At 73.2% G+C, this 21,008-nt stretch carries 19 protein-coding genes; 5 read left to right on the forward strand and 14 right to left on the reverse strand.

Annotation, left to right across the window (positions count from 1 at the left end; genetic code table 11):
- Positions 1 to 50 precede the first annotated feature (50 nt).
- Positions 51 to 2,378, reverse strand: a complete 2,328-nt coding sequence (locus tag CR165_RS08175) for a xanthine dehydrogenase family protein molybdopterin-binding subunit (protein ID WP_109516491.1) — start codon at positions 2,376 to 2,378, stop codon at positions 51 to 53.
- Positions 2,379 to 2,523: 145 nt separating this feature from the next.
- Between CR165_RS08175 and CR165_RS08180 the strand changes: the two genes are divergently transcribed.
- Positions 2,524 to 3,414 (forward strand): SMP-30/gluconolactonase/LRE family protein, encoded by an 891-nt coding sequence (locus CR165_RS08180; RefSeq protein ID WP_109516492.1) that lies wholly within the window; start codon positions 2,524 to 2,526, stop codon positions 3,412 to 3,414.
- Between the two features lie 21 nt (positions 3,415 to 3,435).
- Here CR165_RS08180 and CR165_RS08185 read toward each other — a convergent pair whose 3' ends face one another.
- The 5 genes from CR165_RS08185 to CR165_RS08205 all read right to left on the reverse strand — a co-directional run bounded on the left by CR165_RS08185 (position 3,436) and on the right by CR165_RS08205 (position 8,207).
- Positions 3,436 to 4,689, reverse strand: coding sequence for a cation:proton antiporter (locus CR165_RS08185; protein WP_181378055.1), 1,254 nt, complete (start codon positions 4,687 to 4,689; stop codon positions 3,436 to 3,438).
- Between the two features lie 360 nt (positions 4,690 to 5,049).
- Positions 5,050 to 5,895 (reverse strand): universal stress protein, encoded by an 846-nt coding sequence (locus tag CR165_RS08190; RefSeq protein ID WP_109516493.1) that lies wholly within the window; start codon positions 5,893 to 5,895, stop codon positions 5,050 to 5,052.
- A gap of 41 nt (positions 5,896 to 5,936) precedes the next feature.
- On the reverse strand, positions 5,937 to 6,575 hold the full coding sequence (locus CR165_RS08195; protein WP_109516716.1) for an LbetaH domain-containing protein: 639 nt from the start codon (positions 6,573 to 6,575) through the stop codon (positions 5,937 to 5,939).
- 72 nt (positions 6,576 to 6,647) lie between these two features.
- Entirely contained in the window at positions 6,648 to 7,778 is a 1,131-nt protein-coding gene (gene solA, locus CR165_RS08200; RefSeq protein WP_109516494.1) for an N-methyl-L-tryptophan oxidase, read from the reverse strand.
- Positions 7,779 to 7,883: 105 nt separating this feature from the next.
- Positions 7,884 to 8,207 carry an ArsR/SmtB family transcription factor gene (locus CR165_RS08205; RefSeq protein WP_109516495.1) on the reverse strand — a complete coding sequence of 108 codons (324 nt, stop codon included), beginning with the start codon at positions 8,205 to 8,207 and terminating at the stop codon, positions 7,884 to 7,886.
- 82 nt (positions 8,208 to 8,289) lie between these two features.
- Between CR165_RS08205 and CR165_RS08210 the strand changes: the two genes are divergently transcribed.
- Entirely contained in the window at positions 8,290 to 9,270 is a 981-nt protein-coding gene (locus CR165_RS08210) for a quinone oxidoreductase family protein (protein WP_109516496.1), read from the forward strand.
- 50 nt (positions 9,271 to 9,320) lie between these two features.
- Here CR165_RS08210 and CR165_RS08215 read toward each other — a convergent pair whose 3' ends face one another.
- The 5 genes from CR165_RS08215 to nth all read right to left on the reverse strand — a co-directional run bounded on the left by CR165_RS08215 (position 9,321) and on the right by nth (position 14,475).
- Positions 9,321 to 10,550, reverse strand: coding sequence for an MFS transporter (locus CR165_RS08215; RefSeq protein WP_109516497.1), 1,230 nt, complete (start codon positions 10,548 to 10,550; stop codon positions 9,321 to 9,323).
- A 106-nt stretch (positions 10,551 to 10,656) separates the two neighbouring features.
- Positions 10,657 to 11,901 carry an MFS transporter gene (locus tag CR165_RS08220; RefSeq protein WP_109516498.1) on the reverse strand — a complete coding sequence of 415 codons (1,245 nt, stop codon included), beginning with the start codon at positions 11,899 to 11,901 and terminating at the stop codon, positions 10,657 to 10,659.
- Complete coding sequence (rlmN, locus tag CR165_RS08225) at positions 11,898 to 13,166, reverse strand: 23S rRNA (adenine(2503)-C(2))-methyltransferase RlmN (RefSeq protein ID WP_109516499.1); 1,269 nt, start codon at positions 13,164 to 13,166, stop codon at positions 11,898 to 11,900. Before rlmN ends, CR165_RS08220 begins: the two co-directional genes overlap by 4 nt.
- A gap of 8 nt (positions 13,167 to 13,174) precedes the next feature.
- Complete coding sequence (locus tag CR165_RS24965; protein ID WP_181378056.1) at positions 13,175 to 13,702, reverse strand: invasion associated locus B family protein; 528 nt, start codon at positions 13,700 to 13,702, stop codon at positions 13,175 to 13,177.
- A gap of 104 nt (positions 13,703 to 13,806) precedes the next feature.
- On the reverse strand, positions 13,807 to 14,475 hold the full coding sequence (nth, locus tag CR165_RS08235; protein ID WP_109516717.1) for an endonuclease III: 669 nt from the start codon (positions 14,473 to 14,475) through the stop codon (positions 13,807 to 13,809).
- Positions 14,476 to 14,764: 289 nt separating this feature from the next.
- Here nth and CR165_RS08240 point away from each other — a divergent pair, with 289 nt between their 5' ends.
- Together CR165_RS08240 and CR165_RS08245 are read left to right on the forward strand one after the other, a co-directional pair.
- Positions 14,765 to 15,295, forward strand: coding sequence for a DUF2244 domain-containing protein (locus CR165_RS08240; protein ID WP_181378057.1), 531 nt, complete (start codon positions 14,765 to 14,767; stop codon positions 15,293 to 15,295).
- Positions 15,296 to 15,363: 68 nt separating this feature from the next.
- Positions 15,364 to 15,834 carry a hypothetical protein gene (locus tag CR165_RS08245; RefSeq protein ID WP_109516502.1) on the forward strand — a complete coding sequence of 157 codons (471 nt, stop codon included), beginning with the start codon at positions 15,364 to 15,366 and terminating at the stop codon, positions 15,832 to 15,834.
- 139 nt (positions 15,835 to 15,973) lie between these two features.
- Here the strand turns inward: CR165_RS08245 and CR165_RS08250 are convergent, their stop codons facing one another.
- Together CR165_RS08250 and CR165_RS08255 are read right to left on the reverse strand one after the other, a co-directional pair.
- Positions 15,974 to 17,371: an ammonium transporter gene (locus CR165_RS08250; protein ID WP_109516503.1), complete on the reverse strand. Its 1,398-nt coding sequence runs from the start codon at positions 17,369 to 17,371 to the stop codon at positions 15,974 to 15,976.
- A 41-nt stretch (positions 17,372 to 17,412) separates the two neighbouring features.
- On the reverse strand, positions 17,413 to 17,751 hold the full coding sequence (locus tag CR165_RS08255) for a P-II family nitrogen regulator (RefSeq protein ID WP_109516504.1): 339 nt from the start codon (positions 17,749 to 17,751) through the stop codon (positions 17,413 to 17,415).
- 195 nt (positions 17,752 to 17,946) lie between these two features.
- Here CR165_RS08255 and CR165_RS08260 point away from each other — a divergent pair, with 195 nt between their 5' ends.
- On the forward strand, positions 17,947 to 19,197 hold the full coding sequence (locus CR165_RS08260; protein WP_109516718.1) for a UbiH/UbiF/VisC/COQ6 family ubiquinone biosynthesis hydroxylase: 1,251 nt from the start codon (positions 17,947 to 17,949) through the stop codon (positions 19,195 to 19,197).
- A gap of 26 nt (positions 19,198 to 19,223) precedes the next feature.
- Here CR165_RS08260 and CR165_RS25980 read toward each other — a convergent pair whose 3' ends face one another.
- Positions 19,224 to 21,005 (reverse strand): PAS domain S-box protein, encoded by a 1,782-nt coding sequence (locus tag CR165_RS25980; protein ID WP_109516505.1) that lies wholly within the window; start codon positions 21,003 to 21,005, stop codon positions 19,224 to 19,226.
- Between the last annotated feature and the right edge of the window lie 3 nt (positions 21,006 to 21,008).

Raw genomic sequence — 21,008 nt, forward strand, 5'->3', positions numbered from 1 at the left:
ATTGAGTGAAGTGCCGGGGAGGCGGGCTCCCCGGCACCGGGCCGACGCCCTCAGGCCGCCTGCGCCGTGACGATGGCCTTCCACACCACCTCCGGCGTCGCCGGCATGTCGAGATGGGTGATGCCCTGGTCGGAGAGGGCGTGCACCAGCGCGTTCATGATGGCGGGGGGCGAGCCCACCGCGCCGGCCTCGCCCGCGCCCTTCACGCCGAGCGGGTTGGTGGTGCAGGGGATCTCCACCAGTTCCACCTCGATGTCCGGCAGGTCGCTGGCGCGCGGCAGGGCGTAGTCGTTGAGGCTGGCGGAGAGCAGCTGGCCGCTCTCCGGGTCGTAGGCGGTGCGCTCCATCACCGCCTGGCCGATGCCCTGCGCCACGCCGCCATGCACCTGCCCGCGCACGATCAGCGGGTTCAGCGCGTGGCCGACATCGTCCACCACGATGTAGCGGGCGGTCTCCACATGGCCGGTCTCCGGGTCCACCTCGACTTCCGCGATGTGGCAGCCATTGGGGAAGGTGTGCGCCGGGATGGCGGCCACCTCGGCGGCATTCAGCAGCGTCGCCGCCTCGCCGCGCGCGGCGCGCTCGCGCTGCTTCGCCGCGAGTTCGAGGATGCCGATGCCGCGGTCCGTGCCGGCGATGGCGAAGCGGCCGGTGCTGAACTCGATGTCGGCCGGCGAGGCTTCCAGCACCTCGCTCGCCGCCTGCTTGCCCTTCTCGATGACGGTGGTGGCGGTGGCCAGCAGCGCCGTGCCCTCGGAATAGAGCGAGCGCGCGCCGCCGGTGCCGCCGCCGGTCGGGATCTCGTCGGAATCGCCCTGGATGACGCGGATCTTCTCGACCGGGATGCCCAGCTCATGCCCGGTGATCATGGCATAGGCCGTCTCGTGCCCCTGGCCGGTGGACTGGGTGCCGACCAGCACCTCCACCATGCCGTCCTCGGCGAAGCGCATCTCGGCGCGCTCCGAGGCGTCGCCGCCCGTGGCCTCCAGGTAGTAGGCCATGCCGATGCCGCGCTTCCTGCCGCGCCTGGCGGATTCCGCGCGCCGCGCCGCGAAGCCGTCCCAGTCCGCCTTGGCCAGCGCCGTGTCGAGCACCTGGGCGAACTCGCCGGAATCGTAGGTCTGGCCGACCGGGGTTTTGTGCGGCATGGCGCTGGCGGGCACCATGTTGCGCCGGCGCAGCTCGATGCGGTCGATCCCCGTCTCGCGCGCCGCGGCGTCGATCAGGCGCTCGACCAGGTAGTTGCTCTCCGGCCGCCCGGCGCCGCGGTAGGCATCGACCGGCACGGTGTTCGTCATGATGCCGAGCACGTTGGCCCAGATCGCCTGGAAGCCATAGACCGAGGCCAGCACCTTGGTGCCCGCCCCGCAGGGGATGAAGGGCGCGAAGGTGGAGAGGTAGCCGCCCATGTCGGCGTAGTTCTTGGTCCGCAGGGCGAGGAACCGGCCGTCCTTGTCCAGCGCCAGCTCGCCCTCGGTGAGGTTGGCGCGGCCTTGCGTGTCGGACTGGAAGGCCTCCATCCGCTCGGAGGCCCACTTCACCGGGCGCTCCAGCTTGCGCGCCGCCCAGCAGCACAGCGCATACTCGGCGTACATGTAGAGCTTCATGCCGAAGCCGCCGCCGACATCGGGGGTGATGACGCGGAACTTCTCCGGCGGCAGGTTGAACACCGTGTTGGCCAGCAGGTTCTTCACCAGCCAGGAGCCCTGGGTGCCGGCGTGCAGGGTGAACTTGCCGGTGGCGGCGTCATACTCGGCGAGCGCCGCGCGGCCCTCCATGCTGTTCACCACGATGCGGTTGTTCACCACGGTGAGCTTCGTCACATGCGCGGCCTGGGCGAAGAGGGCGTCGGTCGCCTCCCGGTCGCCCGCCGCCCAGTCGAAGCAGACATTGCCCGGCGCGCTGTCCCAGACCTGCGACTGGCCGGCCTCGGTGGCGCGGGCGAGATCGGTGCAGGCGGGCAGCACCTCGTAATCCACCATCACCGCCTCGGCGGCGTCGCGCGCCTGCTGGACGGTCTCGGCGACGATGAAGGCCACCGGGTCGCCCACATGGCGCACCACATCGATGGCCAGGCCATAGCGCGGCGTCTCGGCGCGCGGGCTGCCGTCGCGGTTCTTCAGCGGGATGAGGCAGGGGATCTCGCCGAGGCCCTCGGCCTTCCAGTCGGCGCCGGTCAGCACCGCGTGCACGCCGGGCAGGGCGCGCGCGGCCTCGGTGTCGATGGAGAGGATGCGGGCATGGGCGTGCGGGCTGCGCAGCACATGGGCGTGCAGCTGGCCGGGCGCCGCGATGTCGTCCGTGTAGCGCCCGCGCCCCTGCAGCAGGCGGGGGTCCTCGATGCGCCGCACCGGCTGGCTGAGGCCGAATTTCGCCATTGGTTCCGCTCCCCGGATTGTCCCTGCCGCTATCATTGGTCAGGAATCCGGGGAGGGGAAGAGGGACGGCCATGACACCTTGCCGCGCAAGCGCGGCGGGATGACACCTTGCCGCGCAAGCGCGGCGGGGGCAGCTTGCGGCCCCATGTGGTTCCCCTCTCCCCGCACCCTGACGCCGCGGCTCCTCGGCCGCCTGCCCGACCGCCACCGCCAGCCGCGCCGCACCCCCTGGGGCGACGCGAATCGCGGCGGCGCCCTGCTCGACAGCTTCCTCGAAGGCCCCTGCTTCGATGCCGCCGGCAACCTGCTGGTGGTGGACATCCCCTTCGGCCGCGTCTTCCGCGTCGGGCCGCGCGAATGGGAGGTGGTGGCGGAATACGAGGGCTGGCCGAACGGCCTCGCCGCCGGCCCGGCCGGCAGCCTCTACCTCGCCGACCACCGGCACGGGCTGCTGAGCCTGGATGCGGCGACGGGCAGCATCGCGCCGCTGCTGGAGAATGTGGCGGGGGAGGGCTTCCGCGGCCTGAACGACGTGGTGGCCGGCCCCGGGGACAGCATCCTCCTCACCGACCAGGGCCAGACCGGGCTGCAGGACCCCACGGGCCGCGTCTGGCGCCTCTGGCCCGACGGCCGGGTGGACTGCCTGATCCGCAACGCGCCGAGCCCCAACGGCCTCGTGCTCGACCGCGCCGGCGCGCATTGCTTCGTGGCGATGACCCGCTCCTGCGAGGTGTGGCGCTTCGCCCTGCGGGCGGACGGGGTGGTGGGCAAGGCGCAGTGCTTCCTGCGCCTGCCCGGCGGGCTGATGGGCCCGGATGGCCTGGCGATGGATGCGCGGGACCGGCTCTGTGTCGCCAATCCCGGCCATGGGCTGGTCTGGGTGGTGGATGGCTTCGGCGTGCCGGTGTTCGTGGTGGACTGCACCGGCTTCGGCCGGCTGCCCACCAATCTCTGCCTGGCGCCGGACGGCACCACCCTGCTGATCACCGAGAGCCAGAGCGGCAGCGTGCTGGCCGCCGAGCTGCCGCCCGGCTGAGGGCACGGGCGGCGGGGCGCCTCAGCCCCGCGGCACGGTCCGCTCCACCAGCCGGCGCAGGCTGAGCCCCTGCACGATGAGGGTGAACACCACCACCACATAGGTGGCGGAGAGGATGGTGGCCTTCTCCGGCGCCTCCGGGATGGAGAGGGCCAGCGCGACGGAAATGCCGCCGCGCAGCCCACCCCAGGTCAGCACCGGGATGGTGCCGGCCACGAAGCCGTTCCAGCGCGACAGCGCCAGCACGGGCAGCGAGACGGCGACGAAGCGCGCCACCAGCACCAGCAGGATGGCCGAGGCCGGCAGCCAGCCGACCAGGACCTCCGAGCGCAGCACCAGCACCTCCAGCCCGATCAGCAGGAACAGGACGGCGTTCAGGATCTCGTCCACCAGCGTCCAGAAGCCGAACAGGTAGCGCTGGGTCAGGTCGCTCATGGCGTCGCGCTGGCCGCGATTGCCGATGAGGAGGCCAGCCACCACCATGGCGATCGGCCCGCTGGTGCCGAGCCGGGCGGCGAGCGCGTAGGTGCCGGTGACCAGGCCGAGCGAGATCAGCACCTCGACGGGATAGTTGTCGATCACCCGCATGGCCCGGTAGGCGATGTAGCCCGCGGCGAGGCCGAGCAGGGCGCCGCCGATGGCCTCCACCAGGAACAGCTCGGCCACGCCGCTGAAGCCCGCCACGCCATGCCCCGAGCCCACCGCCACCGTCAGCGCGATGGTGAAGACGACGACGCCGATGCCGTCGTTGAACAGCGACTCCCCCGTCATGTCCAGCTCCAGGGAGCGCGGAACCTGCACGGCCTTGAGCGTGCTCAGCACAGCCACCGGGTCGGTCGGGCTGATCAGCGCGCCGAAGACGAAGGCCCAGGGCAGCGGCAGGCCGATGCCGGCGAGCGAGGCCAGGCCCCAGAAGCCGAGGCCGACGATGGCCGTGGAGAGCAGCACCCCCACCGTCGCCATGACGCCCACCGCCCAGGCCCGCTCGCGCAGCGCCGAGAGGTCCACGTGCAGCGCGCCGGCGAAGAGCAGGAAGGCCAGCATCCCGTCCAGCACGGTGGTCTGGAAATCCACCTGCCGCACGATGCCGGCGACATCCTCGTAGAGCGGCGTATCGGGGAAGAGCAGGTCGCCCGCCAGCAGCACGAGCGAGGCGACGAGGCCCATCACCAGCAGCCCCACCGTGTCCGGCAGGCGGAGCAGGCGGTGGTTGGTCCAGGCGAAGACGGCGGTGAGGACGAGCAGCAGCGAGATCAGTTCGAAGGGAGACAGCATGAGGGCCCTCGGCGTGGCTCCGGCCATGCGGGCCGGGTGTGGCGGCGGCCCCACCCGCCCCCGCGCGGCCCGGCCGGTGCAAGCCCGGCCGGGGATGCTCAGGCCGGGGATGCTCAGGCCGGAGGCGCCCCGGCGGCCATTCCCTGGGTCGCCCCGCCGGATGGTGGCCTTCTGCGGCCTGGGGTCTCGCGCGGCTGCGTCGCCGCCCTCCGGTGCGTCCGCCTGAGGCGCGGCGGGGCCGGCCGCCACGATGCGATGGGGTTGAGAACCGGCCCACGACGCGAAGGTTGGTGCGCGGGCCGCGCTCCCGCGGTCACAAAGACGTCGCTGGCCGGGGCGCCCACCAAGGCGCCGGCCGCCTCAGTGGTGCACGAAGATCGGGCAGGGCGCTTCGCGCAGCAGCTTGCGCGTGGCCGAGCCGAGCAGCAGGGCGCGCAGCCCGGTGGTCTCGTAGGCGCCCATCACCAGCAGGCGGGGGCGGCCATCGGCGGCCTCGGCTAGCAGCAGGTCGGCCGGGCGCTGGCCGGAGACGCCGACGGCGCCCGCCTCCACTCCGTGCGCGCGCAGGTATGCGGCGCCGTCCTCGGCCATCTGGCGGGCGGCCTCGCGCTCCTCGGCGGCGGCGAAGACCTTGGCGCGCACCTCGCCCTCCGGCTTCAGCAGGGCGTAGAGCTGCAGCGTGCGCATGGCGGGGAGGGAGGCGTCATAGGCCACCAGCACGGTGCCGGCCGGGTCGTAATCGGTCATCTCGGCTGGCGGCGGCACCACCAGCAGGGGGCGGGCGCCCTGGTGCAGCAGCGCCTCGATGACGGGGGCGAGGCCGTCCGGCGTCTCCTCCATGCCGAGCGTGCTGTCGCGGCCGATGACGATGACGTCGTGCCGCGCGCCCGCCTTCAGCAGGGCGGGGGCGGGGGCGTCCTCCAGCCGCAGCGTCTCGAAGGGCAGGTCGCCGGCGGCGGCGGCGAAGCGGGCCAGCGCCGCCTCGGCCTCCTCCTCGATGCGCCGCGCCAGGCTGGCGTTGCGCCGCTCCAGGAAGGCGGCGGCGCCCATCGGCACCGCCTCCTGCGCGCCGCTGGTGTGCGGCCGGTCCAGCACCAGCGCGGCGGTGAGGCGGGCGCCGCCGCGCCGGGCCAGGGAGATCGCCAGCTCGCCGGCGGCGGTGGCGCCGGGCGTGTCGTCCAGTGCCACCAGGATGCTGCGGATCATCGGGCGGGTTCCCCCTTCTCTGCCGTGAGTCGGGCGGCAGACTACACCGTGTCGTGGCGCCGGCAGAATTCCTCGGCGGGGAGGGCGCGGATCTCGGGCAGCGCCGCGCGCAGCCGCTCCTCCGGCCAGTCCCACCAGGCGATGCGGGCGAGGGCCGCGCGGATCTCGGCGGGGAAGCGGTGGCGCAGCACGCGGCCGGGGTTGCCCACCACCACGGCGAAGTCCGGCACGTCCTTCGTCACCACCGTGCCGGCGCCGATGGCGGCGCCCATGCCCACCGTGACGCCGGGCAGGATGATGGCGCCATGCCCCACCCACACATCCGGCCCCAGCGTGACGGGCTTCGCGCGCCGCCAGTCGAAGAAGCCGGCCTCGTCCTCGCCCAGGCCATAGGCGCTGCTGCGGTAGGTGAAGTGGTTCAGCGCCACCCGGTCCAGCGGGTGGTTGCCGGGGTTGATGCGCACCTGCGCGGCGATCGAGCAGAACTTCCCGATCGTCGTGTAGATGATGTCCGAATCGTTCACGACATAGGCGTAGTCGCCCATGCTGCTCTCGGCCATGCGGGTGCGGGCGCCAACCTCGTTCCAGCGGCCGAAGGTGCAGTCCCGCACGCGGGCGGTGGGGTCGATGAAGGGGGCTTCGCCCAGCGCCTTGCGGGCGCTGTCAGGATCCTGGTGCATGGCGCCGGCCTGCCACGCCATCCGCGACAGGCGGATGACGCCGGCATGACAGGCGGATGACGTCGCGCCGCCTCAGGCCGCGAGGCGGCCGTAGGAGAAGAGCGAGAGGTCGTGCCGGCTCGTCCCCGTGGTGGCCAGCTCGGCCAGCGCCTCGCCGATGACGCTGGCGAATTTGTAGCCATGCCCGGAGCAGGGCGAGGCCACCACCACCTCCGGGTGCCCCGGCAGGGTGTCGAGCACGAAATGCTCGTCCGGCGTGTTGGTGAAGAGGCAGGCGGCGAGGCGCAGGGTGGGGCCGTCCGCCGCGGGGAAGAAGGCGCGGATGGCCTCGCGCAGCACCGCCTCGTCCCGCGCCGTGGGCTCGCGCGAAAGGGCATCGGCGTGCCCCTGCTCGCGCAGGTGGTGGTAGAGGCCGATCTTGAAGCCCGGGATGCCCCAGGCCGGGAACTGGTAGAAGTGCCCGAGCGCCGTTTCCATGTTGGAGACGGGGAAGGCGGCGGGGGTGAACAGCGCCGGCTGGCGCGGCTGGAACCAGCCCAGCACCTGCCGCTCCGGCACCGCTTGGCCGCGCAGGCCGGGGATGAGGTCCTCCATCCAGGCGCCGGCCGAGACGATGACACGCCCCGCCTCGTGGCGCCCATGTTCCGTGACGACGGTGACACGCCCCGGCGCCGGCTCAATGGCCAGCACCTTCTCCCGCGCATGGATTTCGGCCCCCGCCGCCACGGCCAGCGTGGCATGCGCCAGGATGGCGCGCTCCGAGGCGATGAAGCCGCCATCGGGCTGGTGGATGGCGGCATGGCCCTCCGGCAGCCGGTAGCCGGGGAAGCGGCGGTTCACCTCGGCGGCGGTGAGCGCCGCGTGCGGCAGCCCGTGCGCGCGGCAGGCGGCGAGCGAGCCCTGCACGATGCGCCCATCCTCCGGCCCCGCATCCAGGCTGCCGGTGACGAAGAGGAGCTGCTCCCCCGCCAGCGCCTCCGTCTCCCGCCACAATTCGTAGGCGCGGCGGAGCAGCGGCACGTAGTCCGGGTGCTCGAAATAGGCGAGGCGGATGATGCGGTTGAGCCCGTGCGAGGAGCCCATGGCGTGGCCGAGGTCGAAGCGCTCCAGCCCGAGCACGCGCTGGCCGCGCCGGGCAAGCTGCCACAGCGCCGCCGAGCCCATGCCGCCGAGGCCGATGACGATGGTGTCGTGGTGCGGCATGGGTCGGTCCTCCGGGCCGGGCGCGGGATGCGCGGCATGATGCCCGGCGCCCCGGGAACCGCAAGGCCGAGGGAGGGGGAGCGGGCAAGGGAGCGGGGGCCGCGCTCAGCCCGGCGGGCGGCGCGCCTCGGCCAGCAGCAGCTCGACCAGGGCGGGGAAGCGCTGCCGTAGCTCCTCCAGCCGAAGCCGGTTGGTGCGGCCATTGCCGAGATCGACCTGGCGGATCAGCCCCGCCTCGCGCAGCACGCGGAAATGGTGGGTGCGCGTGGCCTTGGCCACCGGCAGCGCGAAGCCGCCGCAGGGGATGACGGCCCCCGGCTCGGCCGCCAAGGTGAGCACCACCTGGCGGCGCAGCGGATCGGCCAGCGCGGCGAAGATCGCGCCCAGCTCCATCGCCTCCGGCGCCGGGTGGGCAAGCTCCTCCGGCATGGCGCCCCTTTCGTGAAAGGTACGATTTACATCATACCTCAAGCGGTGTGTGATGGCGGTATCCTTTCTGGAGCCGCCCCCCATGTCCACATGCCGCGTTGCCCGCATCGCCGAGTTCGGCCCGCCCGAGGTCCTGCGCGTGGCGGCGGAGGCGCTGCCGCCGCCCGCCCCGGGCGAGGCGCAGCTCCGCCAGACGGCGATCGGCTTCAACTTCATCGACATCTACCAGCGCCGCGGCGTCTATCCGCTGCCCCTGCCGACCGGCCTCGGCTTCGAGGCGGCGGGGGTGGTCGAGGCGGTGGGCGAGGGCGTCTCCGACGTGAAGCCCGGCGACCGGGTGGCCTACATGAATGCCGGCCCCGGCGCCTATGCCGACCGGCGCAACGTGGCCGCCGAGAGGCTGGTGCCGCTGCCGGACACCGTGCCGGACGAGGCGGCGGCGACGCTGCTCTTCAAGGGGCTGACGGCGCAGTACCTGCTGCGCCGCACCCATGCCGTGCAGCCCGGCGACCTGCTGCTGGTGCATTCGGCGGCGGGCGGCGTGGGGCAGATCCTGACGCGCTGGGCGGTGGCGCTGGGCGCCACGGTCATCGGCACCACCGGCTCGCCAGGCAAGCGCGGGGCGGCGCTGGCCGCCGGCTGCGCCGCGGTGATCGACCTCAACGACCCCGACTGGCCGGCGGCCTTCCTGGCGGCGACGGGCGGGCGCAAGGCACGGGTGGTGTACGACGCGGTGGGCCAGGACACGCTGCTGAAGTCGCTGGACTGCGCCGCGCCCTTCGGGCTGGTGGTGTGCTACGGCGCCGCCTCCGGCAAGGCGCCCGCCATCGACCCTGAGCTGCTGAACAAGAAGGGCTGCCTGTTCCTGACGCGCCCCTCGGTCTTCCCGCACAATGCCGACCCCGCCACCTTCCGCGCCAATGCCGCCGACCTGTTCGACGCCATTGCGCGCGGGCATGTGACGGTGACGATCGGCGGCCGCTTCCGGCTCGACGACATCGCCGCGGCACACCGCGCGGCGGAGGAGCGCCGCGTGGAGGGGGCCATCCTGATCACGCCCTAGCCCGGGGCAGACCGGCGGCGGTCAGGCTCCGGGGCGCCGCGTGGCGGCCCTCAGCCCCGCCGGCGCGTGGCGCCGAGGAACAGCACGGTGCCGAGCAGCACCATGGCGCCGAGGAAGCCGATGGCCATGCCCACCCCGCCCGCCGCCGCCACCGGCCCGGTGGCCGCCTGCAGCACGGCGGCGCCGGCGAAGAAGGAGAGGTTGACCGCCGAGAGCGCCTTGCCCGCCTCCTCCGGCGGCACGGCGGCGCGCGTCATGGCGAAGATCAGCGGCTGGATGGCGATGGCCAGGCCGAAGGCGAAAAGCAGCGCCGCATCGGCGGAGACGGGCAGCACCGGCACGCCGGCGAGGCGGGAGAGCCAGCCCCCCGGCCCGCCGCCGGCCACCAGCAGCAGCGCCAGCCCGGCCACGGCGTGCCCGGCCGCCAGCAGGGCGCGGCGGCGGCCCAGGCGCCGGTCCAGCACACCGGCCGCGACGGGCCCCGCGATCAGCGCCAGGGTCAGCAGCAGCAGCACATGGCCGGCCTCGATGCGGGTGAGGCCCTTCACCTCCATCAGCCACGGCCCGCCCCACAGTCCGCGCACGCCGATGACCACGGCGAAGGAGGCGAAGGCCAGCAGCACCATGCCGCGCAGCTTCGCGCCCGCGCCGAGGCGCAGCACCCGCTTTGCGTCGGCCAGCAGGCCGGGGTGGGGGCCGGGGTTGGGCTCCGGCGCCGGCACGGCGCGCGCCACCAGCGCCGCCACGCCGATGGCCAGCGCGCCCGAGACCCAGAAGCCGGCGCGCCAGCCCTGCTGCTCCACCAGCCAGGCCAGCGGGCTGGCCGAGAGCAGCATGCCGACATTGCCCACCCCCTGGATCAGCCCCGACCACAGGCCGAACTTGGCGGGCGTCAGCAGCTTGGCGGCCAGCGTCATCGGGCAGAGCAGCATGCCGGAGCAGCCGAGGCCCAGCACCACCTGCGCCAGCAGGAAGCCGCCCGGGCCGCCCGCCAGCGCCGCCAGCACCGTGCCCGCCGCCACCAGCGCCAGCAGCGCCAGCGAGACGGGGCGCACGCCGAAGCGGTCCAGCGCCACGCCGAGCGGGATCTGCCCGGCGGCGAAGGCGAAGTGGTAGGCGCCGGTGAGGCTGGCCAGCCCCTCGGCCGAGACGCCGAGGTCGAGCGCCAGCACGTCGGCCGAGATGGCGGGCAGGGTGCGTACCAGGTTCGAGATCATGTGCCCGAAGCCCAGCACCAGCAGCGGCGCCACGAAGGCGGCCGATCCCTCACGGGTGTTCATGCGTCTGTCCGTCCCATCCCTGGGGGAAGGGTTTGGCGCAGCCGGCGGCCTTCGTAAACTCGAAGAAAAAAGAAGGGGGTCCGGGGGAATTCCTTCCCCCGGCCTTCTAGTTCCTGGCGCTGCCCCCCAGCGCCGCGCGGCACCACAGCGTCAGCCCCACCATGGCGATGGCGGCCAGCAGGAAGGCGCCGGTGTAGCCGCTGCGCGCCAGCAGCGCACCGAAGCAGACCGAGCCCACGCCCTGCCCCAGGAACAGCGCCATGGCGAAGGCGGAGACGGCGGTGGCCCGGGCTTCCGGCAGGGCCTCGGTGCTGCGCGCCTGGAGCACGCCGTGGAAGCTGAAGAAGAACAGCCCGAGCAGCGCCTGCATGGCCGCCACCAGAGGCCAGGAGGGTGCCAGCGCCAGCACCGCCAGCGCCGCGGACAGCAGCAGCCCTCCGCCCAGCATCAGCCGCGTCTCGCCGAACCAGCCGAGCAGCCGCCGCGCCGCGCGGGTGTAGGCCAGGGCGCCGAGGCCGAATCCCGCCACCACCAGCCCGGCCTGCCAGGGTTCCAGGTGGAAATCCTGGATCAGGTAGGAGCCGATGAAGGGGAAGGCGCCGCCGAACAGCAGCAGCCCGTCGAGGAAGGCGGCCAGCAGCAGCAGGCGGGCGGCGCGGCGGCTGAGCAGCTCGGCATAGCTGGCGAAGCCGAGGCGGCCGGAGCCGGCCGGCTGGCCGCGCCACAGCCGCCCCCCCAGCGTGGCGGCGATGGCCGCCGCCGTCAGCAGCGACACCGAGGCGGTGACGAGGAACACAGCCCGCCAGCCGAAGGCCTGGCCGATGCTGCCCGAGATGGGGCCGGTGAGGAGCTGGGCCATGACCATGCCGGTGAGGAAGCGGCTGATGGTGGCCTGCCGCTCCTGGTAGGGCACGTTGTCGCCGATCCAGGCCAAAGCGAGGGGGATGATGGCGCCGCCGGCCGCGCCGGTGGCGGCGCGCAACGCCAGCATCTGGCCGAGCGACCCGGCCAGCGCGCAGGCCGCCATGGCCAGGCCATAGGCGATGAGGCCGAGGGTCAGCACGCGCAGCTTGCCGAAGCGGTCGCCGAGCGGGCCGAGCACCACCTGGCAGAGGCCGTAGGGCAGGGCGAAGGCGGTGATCAGCACCGCCACCTCGGCCACGGTGCTGTGCAGGTCGCGCGCCACGAGCGGCAGCAGCGGGTCCAGCAGCCGCATGCCGCAGCCGGTGGCGAAGGCCGCCGCCGCCAGCAGCGGCAGGATGGCCAGCGGTGGCTTCGCCGCCCCTGGCTTGCTCACTTCTGGCGTGCTCACCCCTGGCGTGCTGCCGCCGGGGGCCTCGGCCGTGCTCACGCGGCGTCGGCCGCGCGGGGGCGCGGGGCGGCGAGTTCCGCCCCGTCGTTGCGGCGCGCCGGGCGGGCGCGCTCGCTCTCGGTCTTGAGCTGGCCGCAGGCGGCCAGGATGTCCCGCCCGCGCGGGGTGCGGATGGGGGCCGAGTAGCCTGCCTCCATGACGATCCGCCCGAAGCGGTGGATGGCGTTGTTCGACGAGGTCTCGTAGGGGCTGCCGGGCCAGGGGTTGAACGGGATCAGGTTCACCTTGGCCGGGATGCCCTTGAGCAGCCGCACCAGCTCCCGCGCATCGGCCTCCGAATCGTTGACGCCCTTCAGCATGACGTATTCGAAGGTGATGCGCCGGGCGTTGGAGGCGCCGGGGTAGCGGCGGCAGGCCGCCATCAGCTCCTCGATCGGGTATTTCCGGTTCAGCGGCACGATCTCGTCGCGGATGTCGTTGCGCACCGCGTGCAGCGAGACGGCGAGGCCGACGCCGAGCTCCGCGCCGCAGCGGTCCATCATCGGCACCACGCCGGAGGTGGAGAGGGTGATGCGCCGGCGGGAGAGGGCGATGCCCTCGCCATCCATGATGATGCGCATCGCCTTGGCGACGTTCTCGTAGTTATAGAGCGGCTCGCCCATGCCCATGATGACGATGGTGGAGAGCAGGCGCGGCGTGCCGTCGGCCGGGCTCGGCCACTCGCCGTAGCTGTCGCGCGCCGCCATGAACTGGCCGACGATCTCGGCCGCGCCCAGGTTGCGCACCAGCTTCTGCGTGCCGGTGTGGCAGAAGCGGCAGGAGAGGGTGCAGCCCACCTGCGTCGAGATGCAGACCGCGCCGCGGTCCTCCTGCTGGTCCGGGATGTAGACGGTCTCGACCTTCTGACCGTCGCGGAAGGCGAAGAGGAACTTGCGGGTGCCGTCCTCGCTGGTCTGCTCGGTGTCCACGCCGGGGCGGCCGATGACGAAGCGCTCGGCGAGCTTGCCCTGCATCGGCTTGGCGATGGAGGGCATCTTCCCGAAATCGGTCACGCCCTGGTGGTAGATCCAGTGCCAGAGCTGCTTGGCGCGGAAGGGCTTCTCGCCCATGGCCACCATCTCGGCCACCAGCTCCTCGCGCGAGAGGCCGACGAGGTCGCGCCGGCCGTCCGGCAGCGTGGCGGCGGGCGGCGCGAACAGCGCGGCCTTGGCCAGGATGCGGCCGCGCTCGGCCTCGCTCAGGTCGGCTGCGGTCAGGTCGGCTGCGGTCGGCTCGGGGGTGGCAAGGCTGGCGGTCTGGGTCATGGTGCTTTCTACCGGCGGCCGGCCGGACATTCCTTGCTGATGGCCTCGTAGGCCGCGGTGAAGCCGGAGAGGGAGAAGGTGTCGCTGGTGGTGCCGCGGCCCTGCGCGCCGGGGCCCTTGGCCACGGCCTGGGCGCCGGCGCGGAAGGCGGCCACGGCCTTGGCGCCCTCGCGCGCGAAGGCGTTGTCCTGCGCCGTGTAGAAATCCAGCTCGGTGCTGCCCACCGTCACCGTCACCTCGGCGTTGCGGGGGTAGCTGTGGCCGGCGCGCAGCGCCACCTGGTCGCGCCCCTGCGGCCGGTGCGTCACCGTCAGGATGGCGGCCTGGCGGTTCTCGGCGCGGGCGAAGGCGTAGCAGACCTTCTGCTTGCCTTCCTGGTGCGTCGCCGCCGTCCAGTCCTGGAAGGTGCCGAGCGCCTGCGGGCGCTGGGCCTGCTGGGCTTGGGCGGGAGAGGCGGCGCCGAGCCACAGGGCCGCGGCAGCCAGCGGGACGGCGCCGGCGGCGCCAGACAGCAGGAGGGAGAGGAGGCGGTTCATGTGCCCCAGATAAGGTCTCCGGCCCGGATGCCGCAACCGCGCAAAGCCCGCATCCGGTGCGCTTGCGTTGCAGATGTGATGCCCGGCTGCGCGGCGCGGCCGCCTTATCCCGCGCCGGAGCGTGCCGGGGCGGCGGGCGGCCACGGCACCTTGTCGGCGTAGTTGCAGTGCGCGCGCGCCACGCAGTGCCAGCATTCCGGCAGCCGCGCCTTGCAGATGTAGCGGCCGTGCAGGATCAGCCAGTGGTGCGCGTCGCGCAGCAGCTCGGGCGGCACGCGCTTCATGAGCTCCTCCTCCACCGCGCGCGGCGTCCGGCCCGGCGCCAGGCCGGTGCGGTTGCCGAGGCGGAAGATGTGCGTGTCCACCGCCATCGCCTCCTCGCCGAAGGCCACGTTGAGCACCACATTGGCGGTCTTGCGGCCGACTCCGGCCAGCGCCTCCAGCGCCGCCCGCTCGGCCGGCACCTCCCCGCCATGCCGCTCCAGCAATTGCTGGGACAGCCTGATGACGTTGCGCGCCTTGGCCTTCCACAGCCCGATGCGGCGGATATGCGCGCCCACCCCTTCCTCGCCCAGCGCCAGCATGGCGGCGGGGGTGTCGGCCACCTGGAACAGCGTGGCGGTCGCCTTGTTCACCGAGACGTCGGTGGCCTGGGCGGAGAGCGCCACCGCCACCAGCAGCGTGTAGGGCGAAGTGAAGTGCAGCTCGGTGCGTGGCGCCGGGTTGGCCTCGGCCAGGGCGCGGACGAAGGCGGCGGCCTGCGCCGCGGACATGCGGCGGGCGCGGCGCGGCGCCTCGGCCGTGCCGTGCAGCGGGCGCTTCGCGGCGGCGCGGCGGCGGGTGGCGGCGGGCACGGCCCCGGACTGTGGTGCGCCGGGCAGGGACGTCTCCGTTGCGGGCGCCTCGGAAACAAGCGTCCCGGAAGCGGCGGCCTCGGGAGCAGGGGCCTCGGGCGGCGCGGTGGCGCGGCGGGGGCGGGCGGGCGGCTTCATGCGGTGTTCCATCAGAAGGGGTGCATATTCCATCTTCGCGAACCGCACTCCCAGCCTATGTTTGGGCGCGATGCCCGCAACCCCCGAGCCGATCCCCGCCGAGCCGGTCCTGTTCGAGGCGATCAGCACGCCGCCCCGCAGCTTCCGGCCGCGCGGCTTCGTGGTGATGCTGGGGCTTGGCCTGCTCTGGTCGCTCGGCGGCGGCATCGCCTTCGTGCTGATGGGCGCCTGGCCGGTGCTGCCCTTCCTGGGGCTGGAGGTGGCCGGCGCGCTGGCGCTGGTGGCGCTGCACCACCGCTGGTCGGGGCGGGCGCGGGAGGTGGTCTCGCTCACCCGGCAACACCTCCTGGTGCAGCGGCGCGACGGCACCGGCCGCTGGGAGCGCGCCGTGCTCGACCCCTACTGGGCGCGGGTGGAATGGAGCGAGCGGCAGGGGCTGGCGCTGGTGCAGCGCGGCCGCCGGGTGCCGATCGGGCGCTTCCTCTCGGAGGAGGAGCAGCAGGAGCTGGCCGCCGCCCTGCGCCGCGTGCTGGCCGAGTACCGCACGCCGGTCTTCGACAACCCGCAGCTCCGTGAGGCGCGGCCTTACAAGCCAGAGTGATGCTGCGCTGCACAAGAAGCTGCTAGGATGGCGCACCAAGGGCCTTTCCCTTCTGGAGTGCCATTCCGATGAACAATCCTTTCGCCCACGGCCAGCGCGCCGCCCGCCACGCCAATGCCGTGATGACCACACTGGAGGCGGCGCGGCAGGTGATCGACCATCGCCTCTCGGCGGATGCGGCGCACCGGCGCGGCCCGGTGGCCACCCTGCTCGAGGTGGGGCGCATGGTGCCGGAGAAGATGCTGGCCTTCTCGGCGGGCGGCGCTGCGCTGGCGCAGGGCGGCATGGCGCTGGGCCAGCGCGCCCTGGAGTACAGCATGGCCGAGATGGAGGCCGCGCACCGCGCCACGCTGCGCGCGACCGGCACGCCCAACCCGTTGGCGGTGGCCGGCCTGCAGGCGGAATGGGCGGTGGGCGCCATGAGCCGCGCCCAGGGCTTCGGCGCCGCGTGGACGGGGCTGTGCCTCTCCATGGCGGAGCAGGCGCTGCGGCCCGTCCACACCGCCGTGACGGAGAACCACCGCCGCCTGCGCGGCTGAACGCCGGCCTCCGGGTGGTGGGCGATGGGGGGCCGTTCCGCCGCCGCGCCACCGCCTGCGGGATGAGACAAGCAAAAAAAATACGCCGGGGGATCGCTCCCCCGGCGCCGGTTCCGCGGGCCGCGCGCGGCGAGATGGCTCAGCCGAGCCGTTCGCCGTGCAGCGAGACGTCGAGGCCCTCGCGCTCCTCCTCCTCGGTGACGCGCAGGCCCACCACCACGTCCACGACCTTCAGGATGATCCAGGTGCCGATCGCGGTGAAGATGAAGGTGGCGACCGTGGCGTAGACCTGGATCAGGAACTGGTCGAAGGAGCCGGAGATGCCCTCCGGCGCGCCCGGCGTGGCCGAGAGCGGGCCATAGGCGAAGACGCCCACCAGCAGCGCGCCGACGATGCCGCAGATGCCGTGCACGCCGAAGGCGTCCAGGCTGTCGTCATAGCCGCACCAGTGCTTCAGCGTGGTGGCGCCCCAGAAGCCGGCGAGGCCCGCCACCAGGCCGATGATCAGCGCCGGCACCGGCAGCACGAAGCCGGCGGCGGGGGTGATGGCGACGAGGCCCGCCACGGCGCCGGAGATGGCGCCCAGCACCGAGGGCTTGCCCTTGGTCATCCACTCGGCGGCCACCCAGGCCAGCACGCCGGCGGCGCCCGCCACCTGCGTCACCAGCATGGCCATGCCCGCGCGGCCGCCGGCGGCGCCCGCCGAGCCGGCGTTGAAGCCGAACCAGCCCACCCACAGCAGCGCCGCGCCGATGACGGCCAGGCCCAGGTTGAAGGGCGACATGTTCTCGGAGCCGAGGCCGGTGCGCTTGCCGAGGACGATGGCGGCCACCAGGCCGGCCACGCCCGCGTTGATGTGCACCACCGTGCCGCCGGCGAAGTCCAGCGCGCCGAGGGCGAAGATCCAGCCATTCGGGTGCCACACCCAGTGGGCGATCGGGCTGTAGATCAGCAGCGACCACAGCACGGTGAACAGCACGAGCGCCGAGAACTTCATCCGGTCCGCCACCGCGCCCGTGGCCAGCGCCGGGGTGATGATGGCGAAGGTCATCTGGAACATGATGAAGACGGTCTCGGGGATGGTGAAGGCCACCGCCGCGTCGCCGCTGCCGAGCGTGAAGGGCGCGTCCCATGTGGGCGCCACGCCGGTGAGGAACAGCTTGGAGAGGTCGCCGATATAGGCGCCGCCCTCGCCGAAGGCCAGGCTGTAGCCCGCCACCATCCAGATGACGCTGCACAGCGCCGCCAGGAAGAAGGACTGCATCATGGTGGCCAGCACGTTCTTCTTCCGCACCATGCCGGAATAGAACAGCGCCAAGCCGGGGATGGTCATCATCAGCACCAGCGCGGTGCTGGTGAGCATCCAGGCGGTGTCGCCGGTGTTGACCGCGGGCGCCTCCTCCTGCGCCAGGGCCGGCAGGGACAGCAGCAGGGCGGGCGCCAGGGCGGCGGCGGTGGCGGCGGCGCCGCGTGCCAGGCCGCTCAGCCGGCCGGGCCCGGGGGTGGCGGGGGTAGAAGGGGCGGATGCCGTTCGCATCGTCCTCGGTTCCATTGTCGTCTGGTTGGCGGGGAGAGGCGTCACAGCGCCGAATCGTCGGTCTCGCCGGTGCGGATGCGCAGCGCGCGCTCCACGTCCAGCACGAAGATCTTGCCGTCGCCGATCTTGCCGGTGCGCGCGGTGGTGGCGATCGCCTCCACGACCGCGTCGACCATGTCGGCCGGCACCGCGACCTCGATCTTCAGTTTGGGCAGGAAGGACACGTGGTATTCCGCGCCGCGGTAAATCTCGGTCTGGCCCTTCTGCCGGCCAAACCCCTTCACCTCGGTCACGGTCAGCCCCTGCACGCCGAGCGGGGTGAGCGCTTCGCGCACCTCGTCCAGCTTGAAAGGCTTGATGACGGCCATCACCAGCTTCATGCGCTGCGGTCCCCTCGTTACTTCCGCGTGGCTGCTCTCCCCAATGCGAGCGCCGTGCCACACGCCCCCGCAAGGCTTGCGGCCCCGCGACGCGACCCCATCTGCCCAGGAATTGGGCAGCTGCATCCAACGGAAGCGCGGCGTTTCAGCGCCGGCGGCTTTCAGAGCGGGGCGCGAAGGGGCAGAATGGGCGGCATGACGAAACGCATCGAGGTCGCGGTCTGCATCATTGGCGCGGGGCCGGTCGGCGCCACGCTGGCCGCCGCGCTGGCCGCCGGCGGCGTGCCCGCCGCCGTGGTGGACAGCGCGCCGCTGCCACCCATGGAGCTGCCGGAGTTCGACGGCCGCGCCTATGCCATCGCGCTCACCAGCCGCAACCTGCTGGAGGCGGCGGGGGTGTGGCCGCTGCTGCCCTGGGCGCCCGGCCCCATCACCCGCATCCGCTGCGCCGACGGCCTGCCGGGCGAGGCGCCGAGCCGCCTGGCGCTGCATTTCGACGCCGCCGAGACCGGCGCCGGCCCCTTCGGCTGGATGGTGGAGGCGCGGGCGCTGCGCATGGCGCTGAACGCGCGCATGGGCGCGCTGGCGCATCTCAGCGTGCATGCCCCCGCCCGCGCCGAGGTGACGCGCACCCCGGAGGGCGCCGAGATCCGCCTCTCCACCGGCGAGACCATCGTGGCGCGGCTGGTGGTGGCGGCGGAGGGGCGGCGCAGTCCGCTGCGGCGGCAGGCCGGCATCGGCGCCGCCACGCTGGACTACCGGCAGACCGGCATCGTCGGCGCCGTGGCGCATGAGCGGCCGCACGGGCAGGAGGCGCTGGAGCAGTTCCTGCCCAACGGCCCCTTCGCCCAGCTTCCCCTGGCGCCGACGGCCGAGCACCCCAATGCCTCGGCCATCGTCTGGTCGGAGAAGCGGGCCATCGCCGAGCGGGTGCTGGCCCTGCCCGATACCGAATACGGCCGCGAGATCCAGCGCCGCATGGGCGACCACCTGGGGAAGGTGACGCCGATCGGCCGCCGCTGGTCCTACCCGCTCACCGCCATGCACGCGCTGCGCTACACCGACACGCGCCTGGCCCTGGTGGGGGATGCGGCGCATGGCATCCACCCCATCGCCGGGCAGGGGCTGAACCTCGGCTTCCGCGACGTGGCGGCGCTGGCCGAGCTGGTGGCGCAGGCGCTGGCGCGCGGCGAGGACCCGGGCGGCCCGGCGCTGCTCGCCGCCTACCAGGCGCGGCGCCGGCCGGACGCGATGCTGATGCTGGGCGCCACCCACGCGCTGGAGCGGCTGTTCGGCAACAGCCTGCCGCCGCTGCGGCTGGCCCGCCGCCTCGGCATGGGGGCGGTGGAGCGGATGCCTCGGCTGAAGGATTTCTTCGCCCGCCGCGCCATGGGCTTCGGCCCGCTGACCGGCAGCCTGATGCTGGGCCGCCCCGGCGGCGCCTGAGGCGGGGCCGGGGAAGCCGGCCCCCGCTAGCTTTCCGGCCTGCTGCTGTTGAGGGCGCGGATCGACTGGCCGAGCACCTCGATGCGGCCGGTGGTCTCGTCCACCAGCTGGCGGATCTCGCGCGCCGCCTGGCCCGAGCTGTTGGCCAGCTGCCGCACCTCCTGCGCCACCACGGCGAAGCCGCGCCCGGCCTCGCCGGCGCGGGCGGCCTCGATGGTGGCGTTCAGCGCCAGCAGGTTGGTCTGCGCGGCGATGCCGTTGATGGTGCCGCTGATCTGGCCGATACGGCGGGAGGAGGCGGCCGCCTCCTGCATGGCCGCCTCGGTGTTCTGCACGGTGACGCGCCGCGCGGTGACGTCCACCCCGCACATCAGGATGCCGCTGACCGCGCCGCTGAAATCCCGCAGCTGGCTGAACACCGCGTCGAGCCACAGCGCGGGCTCGCTGCCGGGCCAGGGCATCTCGCGCCGCAGCGTCTCGCCGCGCATCACTGCCGCCTGCGCCGCGCCGTCCAGCACCTGGTCGAGGCACAGGCGGCCGGGGAGCTGGTCGCTGGCGGAGAGCATCTCGCCCTGCCGCGACCACTCGGCCACGGCGGTGGTGGCGCAGATGGCGCTGAGCTTCTGGTCGAAGCTGAGCGCGCGCTGCTTCGTCTCGGTCACGTTGGCCTGGATGGAGATGAAGGCGCTGAGCGCGCCATCCGCCCCGCAGACAGGGTTGATCGCCAGGCTGATCCAGTAGCTGCTGCCATCCTTGTGGTAGTTGAGGATCTCGTCCTGGACCGGCCGGCCGGCCTGCAGCGCGGCGCGGATGCGCTGCACCGTGGCGGGGTCGGTCTGCGGCCCCTGCAGGAAGGAGCCGGGGATGCGGCCCAGCACCTCCGCGGCGCTGTAGCCCGTCATCCGCGTGAAGCCGTTGTTGACGTAGCGGATGCGCCGGTCCGGGCCGCAGATGACCACCGAATTGTCCGTCTCGTCCGCCACCATGGAGAGCAGGCGGATCTGCTCGCGCCGCTGCACCTCCTCATGCACGTCGCGCACGAAGGCGGTGTAGGTCTGCCGCCCGTCATCGAGCCGGATGCGCGAGAGGGAGAGGCTGCCCCAGATGACGCTGCCATCCTTGCGATGGATCTCGACCTCCCGCGCGGTGCCGACGATGCGGTCCTCCCCCGTGGCGCGGTTGCGGTTCACGAAGCTGTCGTGCTGCGGCTGGATCGCCTTCGGCACCAGCATCCGCACGTTCTGGCCCACCACCTCGGCGGCGGCGTAGCCCCAGAGCCGCTCGGCCGCCGGGTTGAAGAAGGTGACGGTGTTGTGCTCGTCGATCGTCACCACCGCGTCCAGCGCCTGCTCCAGCGTCTGCCGCATGCCCTCGCGCACCGCCCGCTCGGCCGAGACGTCCCGCACGAAGGCGGTGTAGCCGGTGCCCTGCGGCGTGCGCAGCCGCGAGAGGGAAAGGCTGCCCCAGATGACGCTGCCATCCTTGCGGTGGATCTCGACCTCGCGCGAGGTGCCGACGATGCGGTCCTCCCCGGTGTCGCGGTGGTGGCCCACGAAGCTGTCGTGCTGCGGCTGGATCGCCTTCGGCACCAGCATCCGCACGTTGCGGCCCAGCACCTCGGTGGCGGCGTAGCCCCACAACCGCTCGGCGGCGGCGTTGAAGAAGGTGACGTTGTTCTGCGCGTCGATCGAGACGACGGCGATGATGCATTGCTCGAGGGCCTGCCGGGCCAGGGCGCCGAGGGTGCCGCCCTCGGGCGAGGCGTCGGGTTGGTCGCCGCTTTCGGGCGGCCGCAGCCAGGAGAGCATCCG

Origin of the sequence: Teichococcus aestuarii, from assembly GCF_003116135.1 — a bacterium.
GTDB lineage: Bacteria > Pseudomonadota > Alphaproteobacteria > Acetobacterales > Acetobacteraceae > Pseudoroseomonas > Pseudoroseomonas aestuarii.

What these genes read in the sequence shown, in the direction of transcription:
- CR165_RS08175 (WP_109516491.1), bottom strand. Translation starts at nt 2,378, where the DNA reads ATGGCGAAATTCGGCCTCAGCCAGCCGGTGCGGCGCATCGAGGACCCC.
- CR165_RS08180 (WP_109516492.1), top strand. Translation starts at nt 2,524, where the DNA reads ATGTGGTTCCCCTCTCCCCGCACCCTGACGCCGCGGCTCCTCGGCCGC.
- CR165_RS08185 (WP_181378055.1), bottom strand. Translation starts at nt 4,689, where the DNA reads ATGCTGTCTCCCTTCGAACTGATCTCGCTGCTGCTCGTCCTCACCGCC.
- CR165_RS08190 (WP_109516493.1), bottom strand. Translation starts at nt 5,895, where the DNA reads ATGATCCGCAGCATCCTGGTGGCACTGGACGACACGCCCGGCGCCACC.
- CR165_RS08195 (WP_109516716.1), bottom strand. Translation starts at nt 6,575, where the DNA reads ATGCACCAGGATCCTGACAGCGCCCGCAAGGCGCTGGGCGAAGCCCCC.
- solA (WP_109516494.1), bottom strand. Translation starts at nt 7,778, where the DNA reads ATGCCGCACCACGACACCATCGTCATCGGCCTCGGCGGCATGGGCTCG.
- CR165_RS08205 (WP_109516495.1), bottom strand. Translation starts at nt 8,207, where the DNA reads ATGCCGGAGGAGCTTGCCCACCCGGCGCCGGAGGCGATGGAGCTGGGC.
- CR165_RS08210 (WP_109516496.1), top strand. Translation starts at nt 8,290, where the DNA reads ATGTCCACATGCCGCGTTGCCCGCATCGCCGAGTTCGGCCCGCCCGAG.
- CR165_RS08215 (WP_109516497.1), bottom strand. Translation starts at nt 10,550, where the DNA reads ATGAACACCCGTGAGGGATCGGCCGCCTTCGTGGCGCCGCTGCTGGTG.
- rlmN (WP_109516499.1), bottom strand. Translation starts at nt 13,166, where the DNA reads ATGACCCAGACCGCCAGCCTTGCCACCCCCGAGCCGACCGCAGCCGAC.
- CR165_RS24965 (WP_181378056.1), bottom strand. Translation starts at nt 13,702, where the DNA reads ATGAACCGCCTCCTCTCCCTCCTGCTGTCTGGCGCCGCCGGCGCCGTC.
- nth (WP_109516717.1), bottom strand. Translation starts at nt 14,475, where the DNA reads ATGTCCGCGGCGCAGGCCGCCGCCTTCGTCCGCGCCCTGGCCGAGGCC.
- CR165_RS08240 (WP_181378057.1), top strand. Translation starts at nt 14,765, where the DNA reads ATGCCCGCAACCCCCGAGCCGATCCCCGCCGAGCCGGTCCTGTTCGAG.
- CR165_RS08245 (WP_109516502.1), top strand. Translation starts at nt 15,364, where the DNA reads ATGAACAATCCTTTCGCCCACGGCCAGCGCGCCGCCCGCCACGCCAAT.
- CR165_RS08250 (WP_109516503.1), bottom strand. Translation starts at nt 17,371, where the DNA reads ATGCGAACGGCATCCGCCCCTTCTACCCCCGCCACCCCCGGGCCCGGC.
- CR165_RS08255 (WP_109516504.1), bottom strand. Translation starts at nt 17,751, where the DNA reads ATGAAGCTGGTGATGGCCGTCATCAAGCCTTTCAAGCTGGACGAGGTG.
- CR165_RS08260 (WP_109516718.1), top strand. Translation starts at nt 17,947, where the DNA reads ATGACGAAACGCATCGAGGTCGCGGTCTGCATCATTGGCGCGGGGCCG.
- CR165_RS25980 (WP_109516505.1), bottom strand. Translation starts at nt 21,005, where the DNA reads ATGCTCTCCTGGCTGCGGCCGCCCGAAAGCGGCGACCAACCCGACGCC.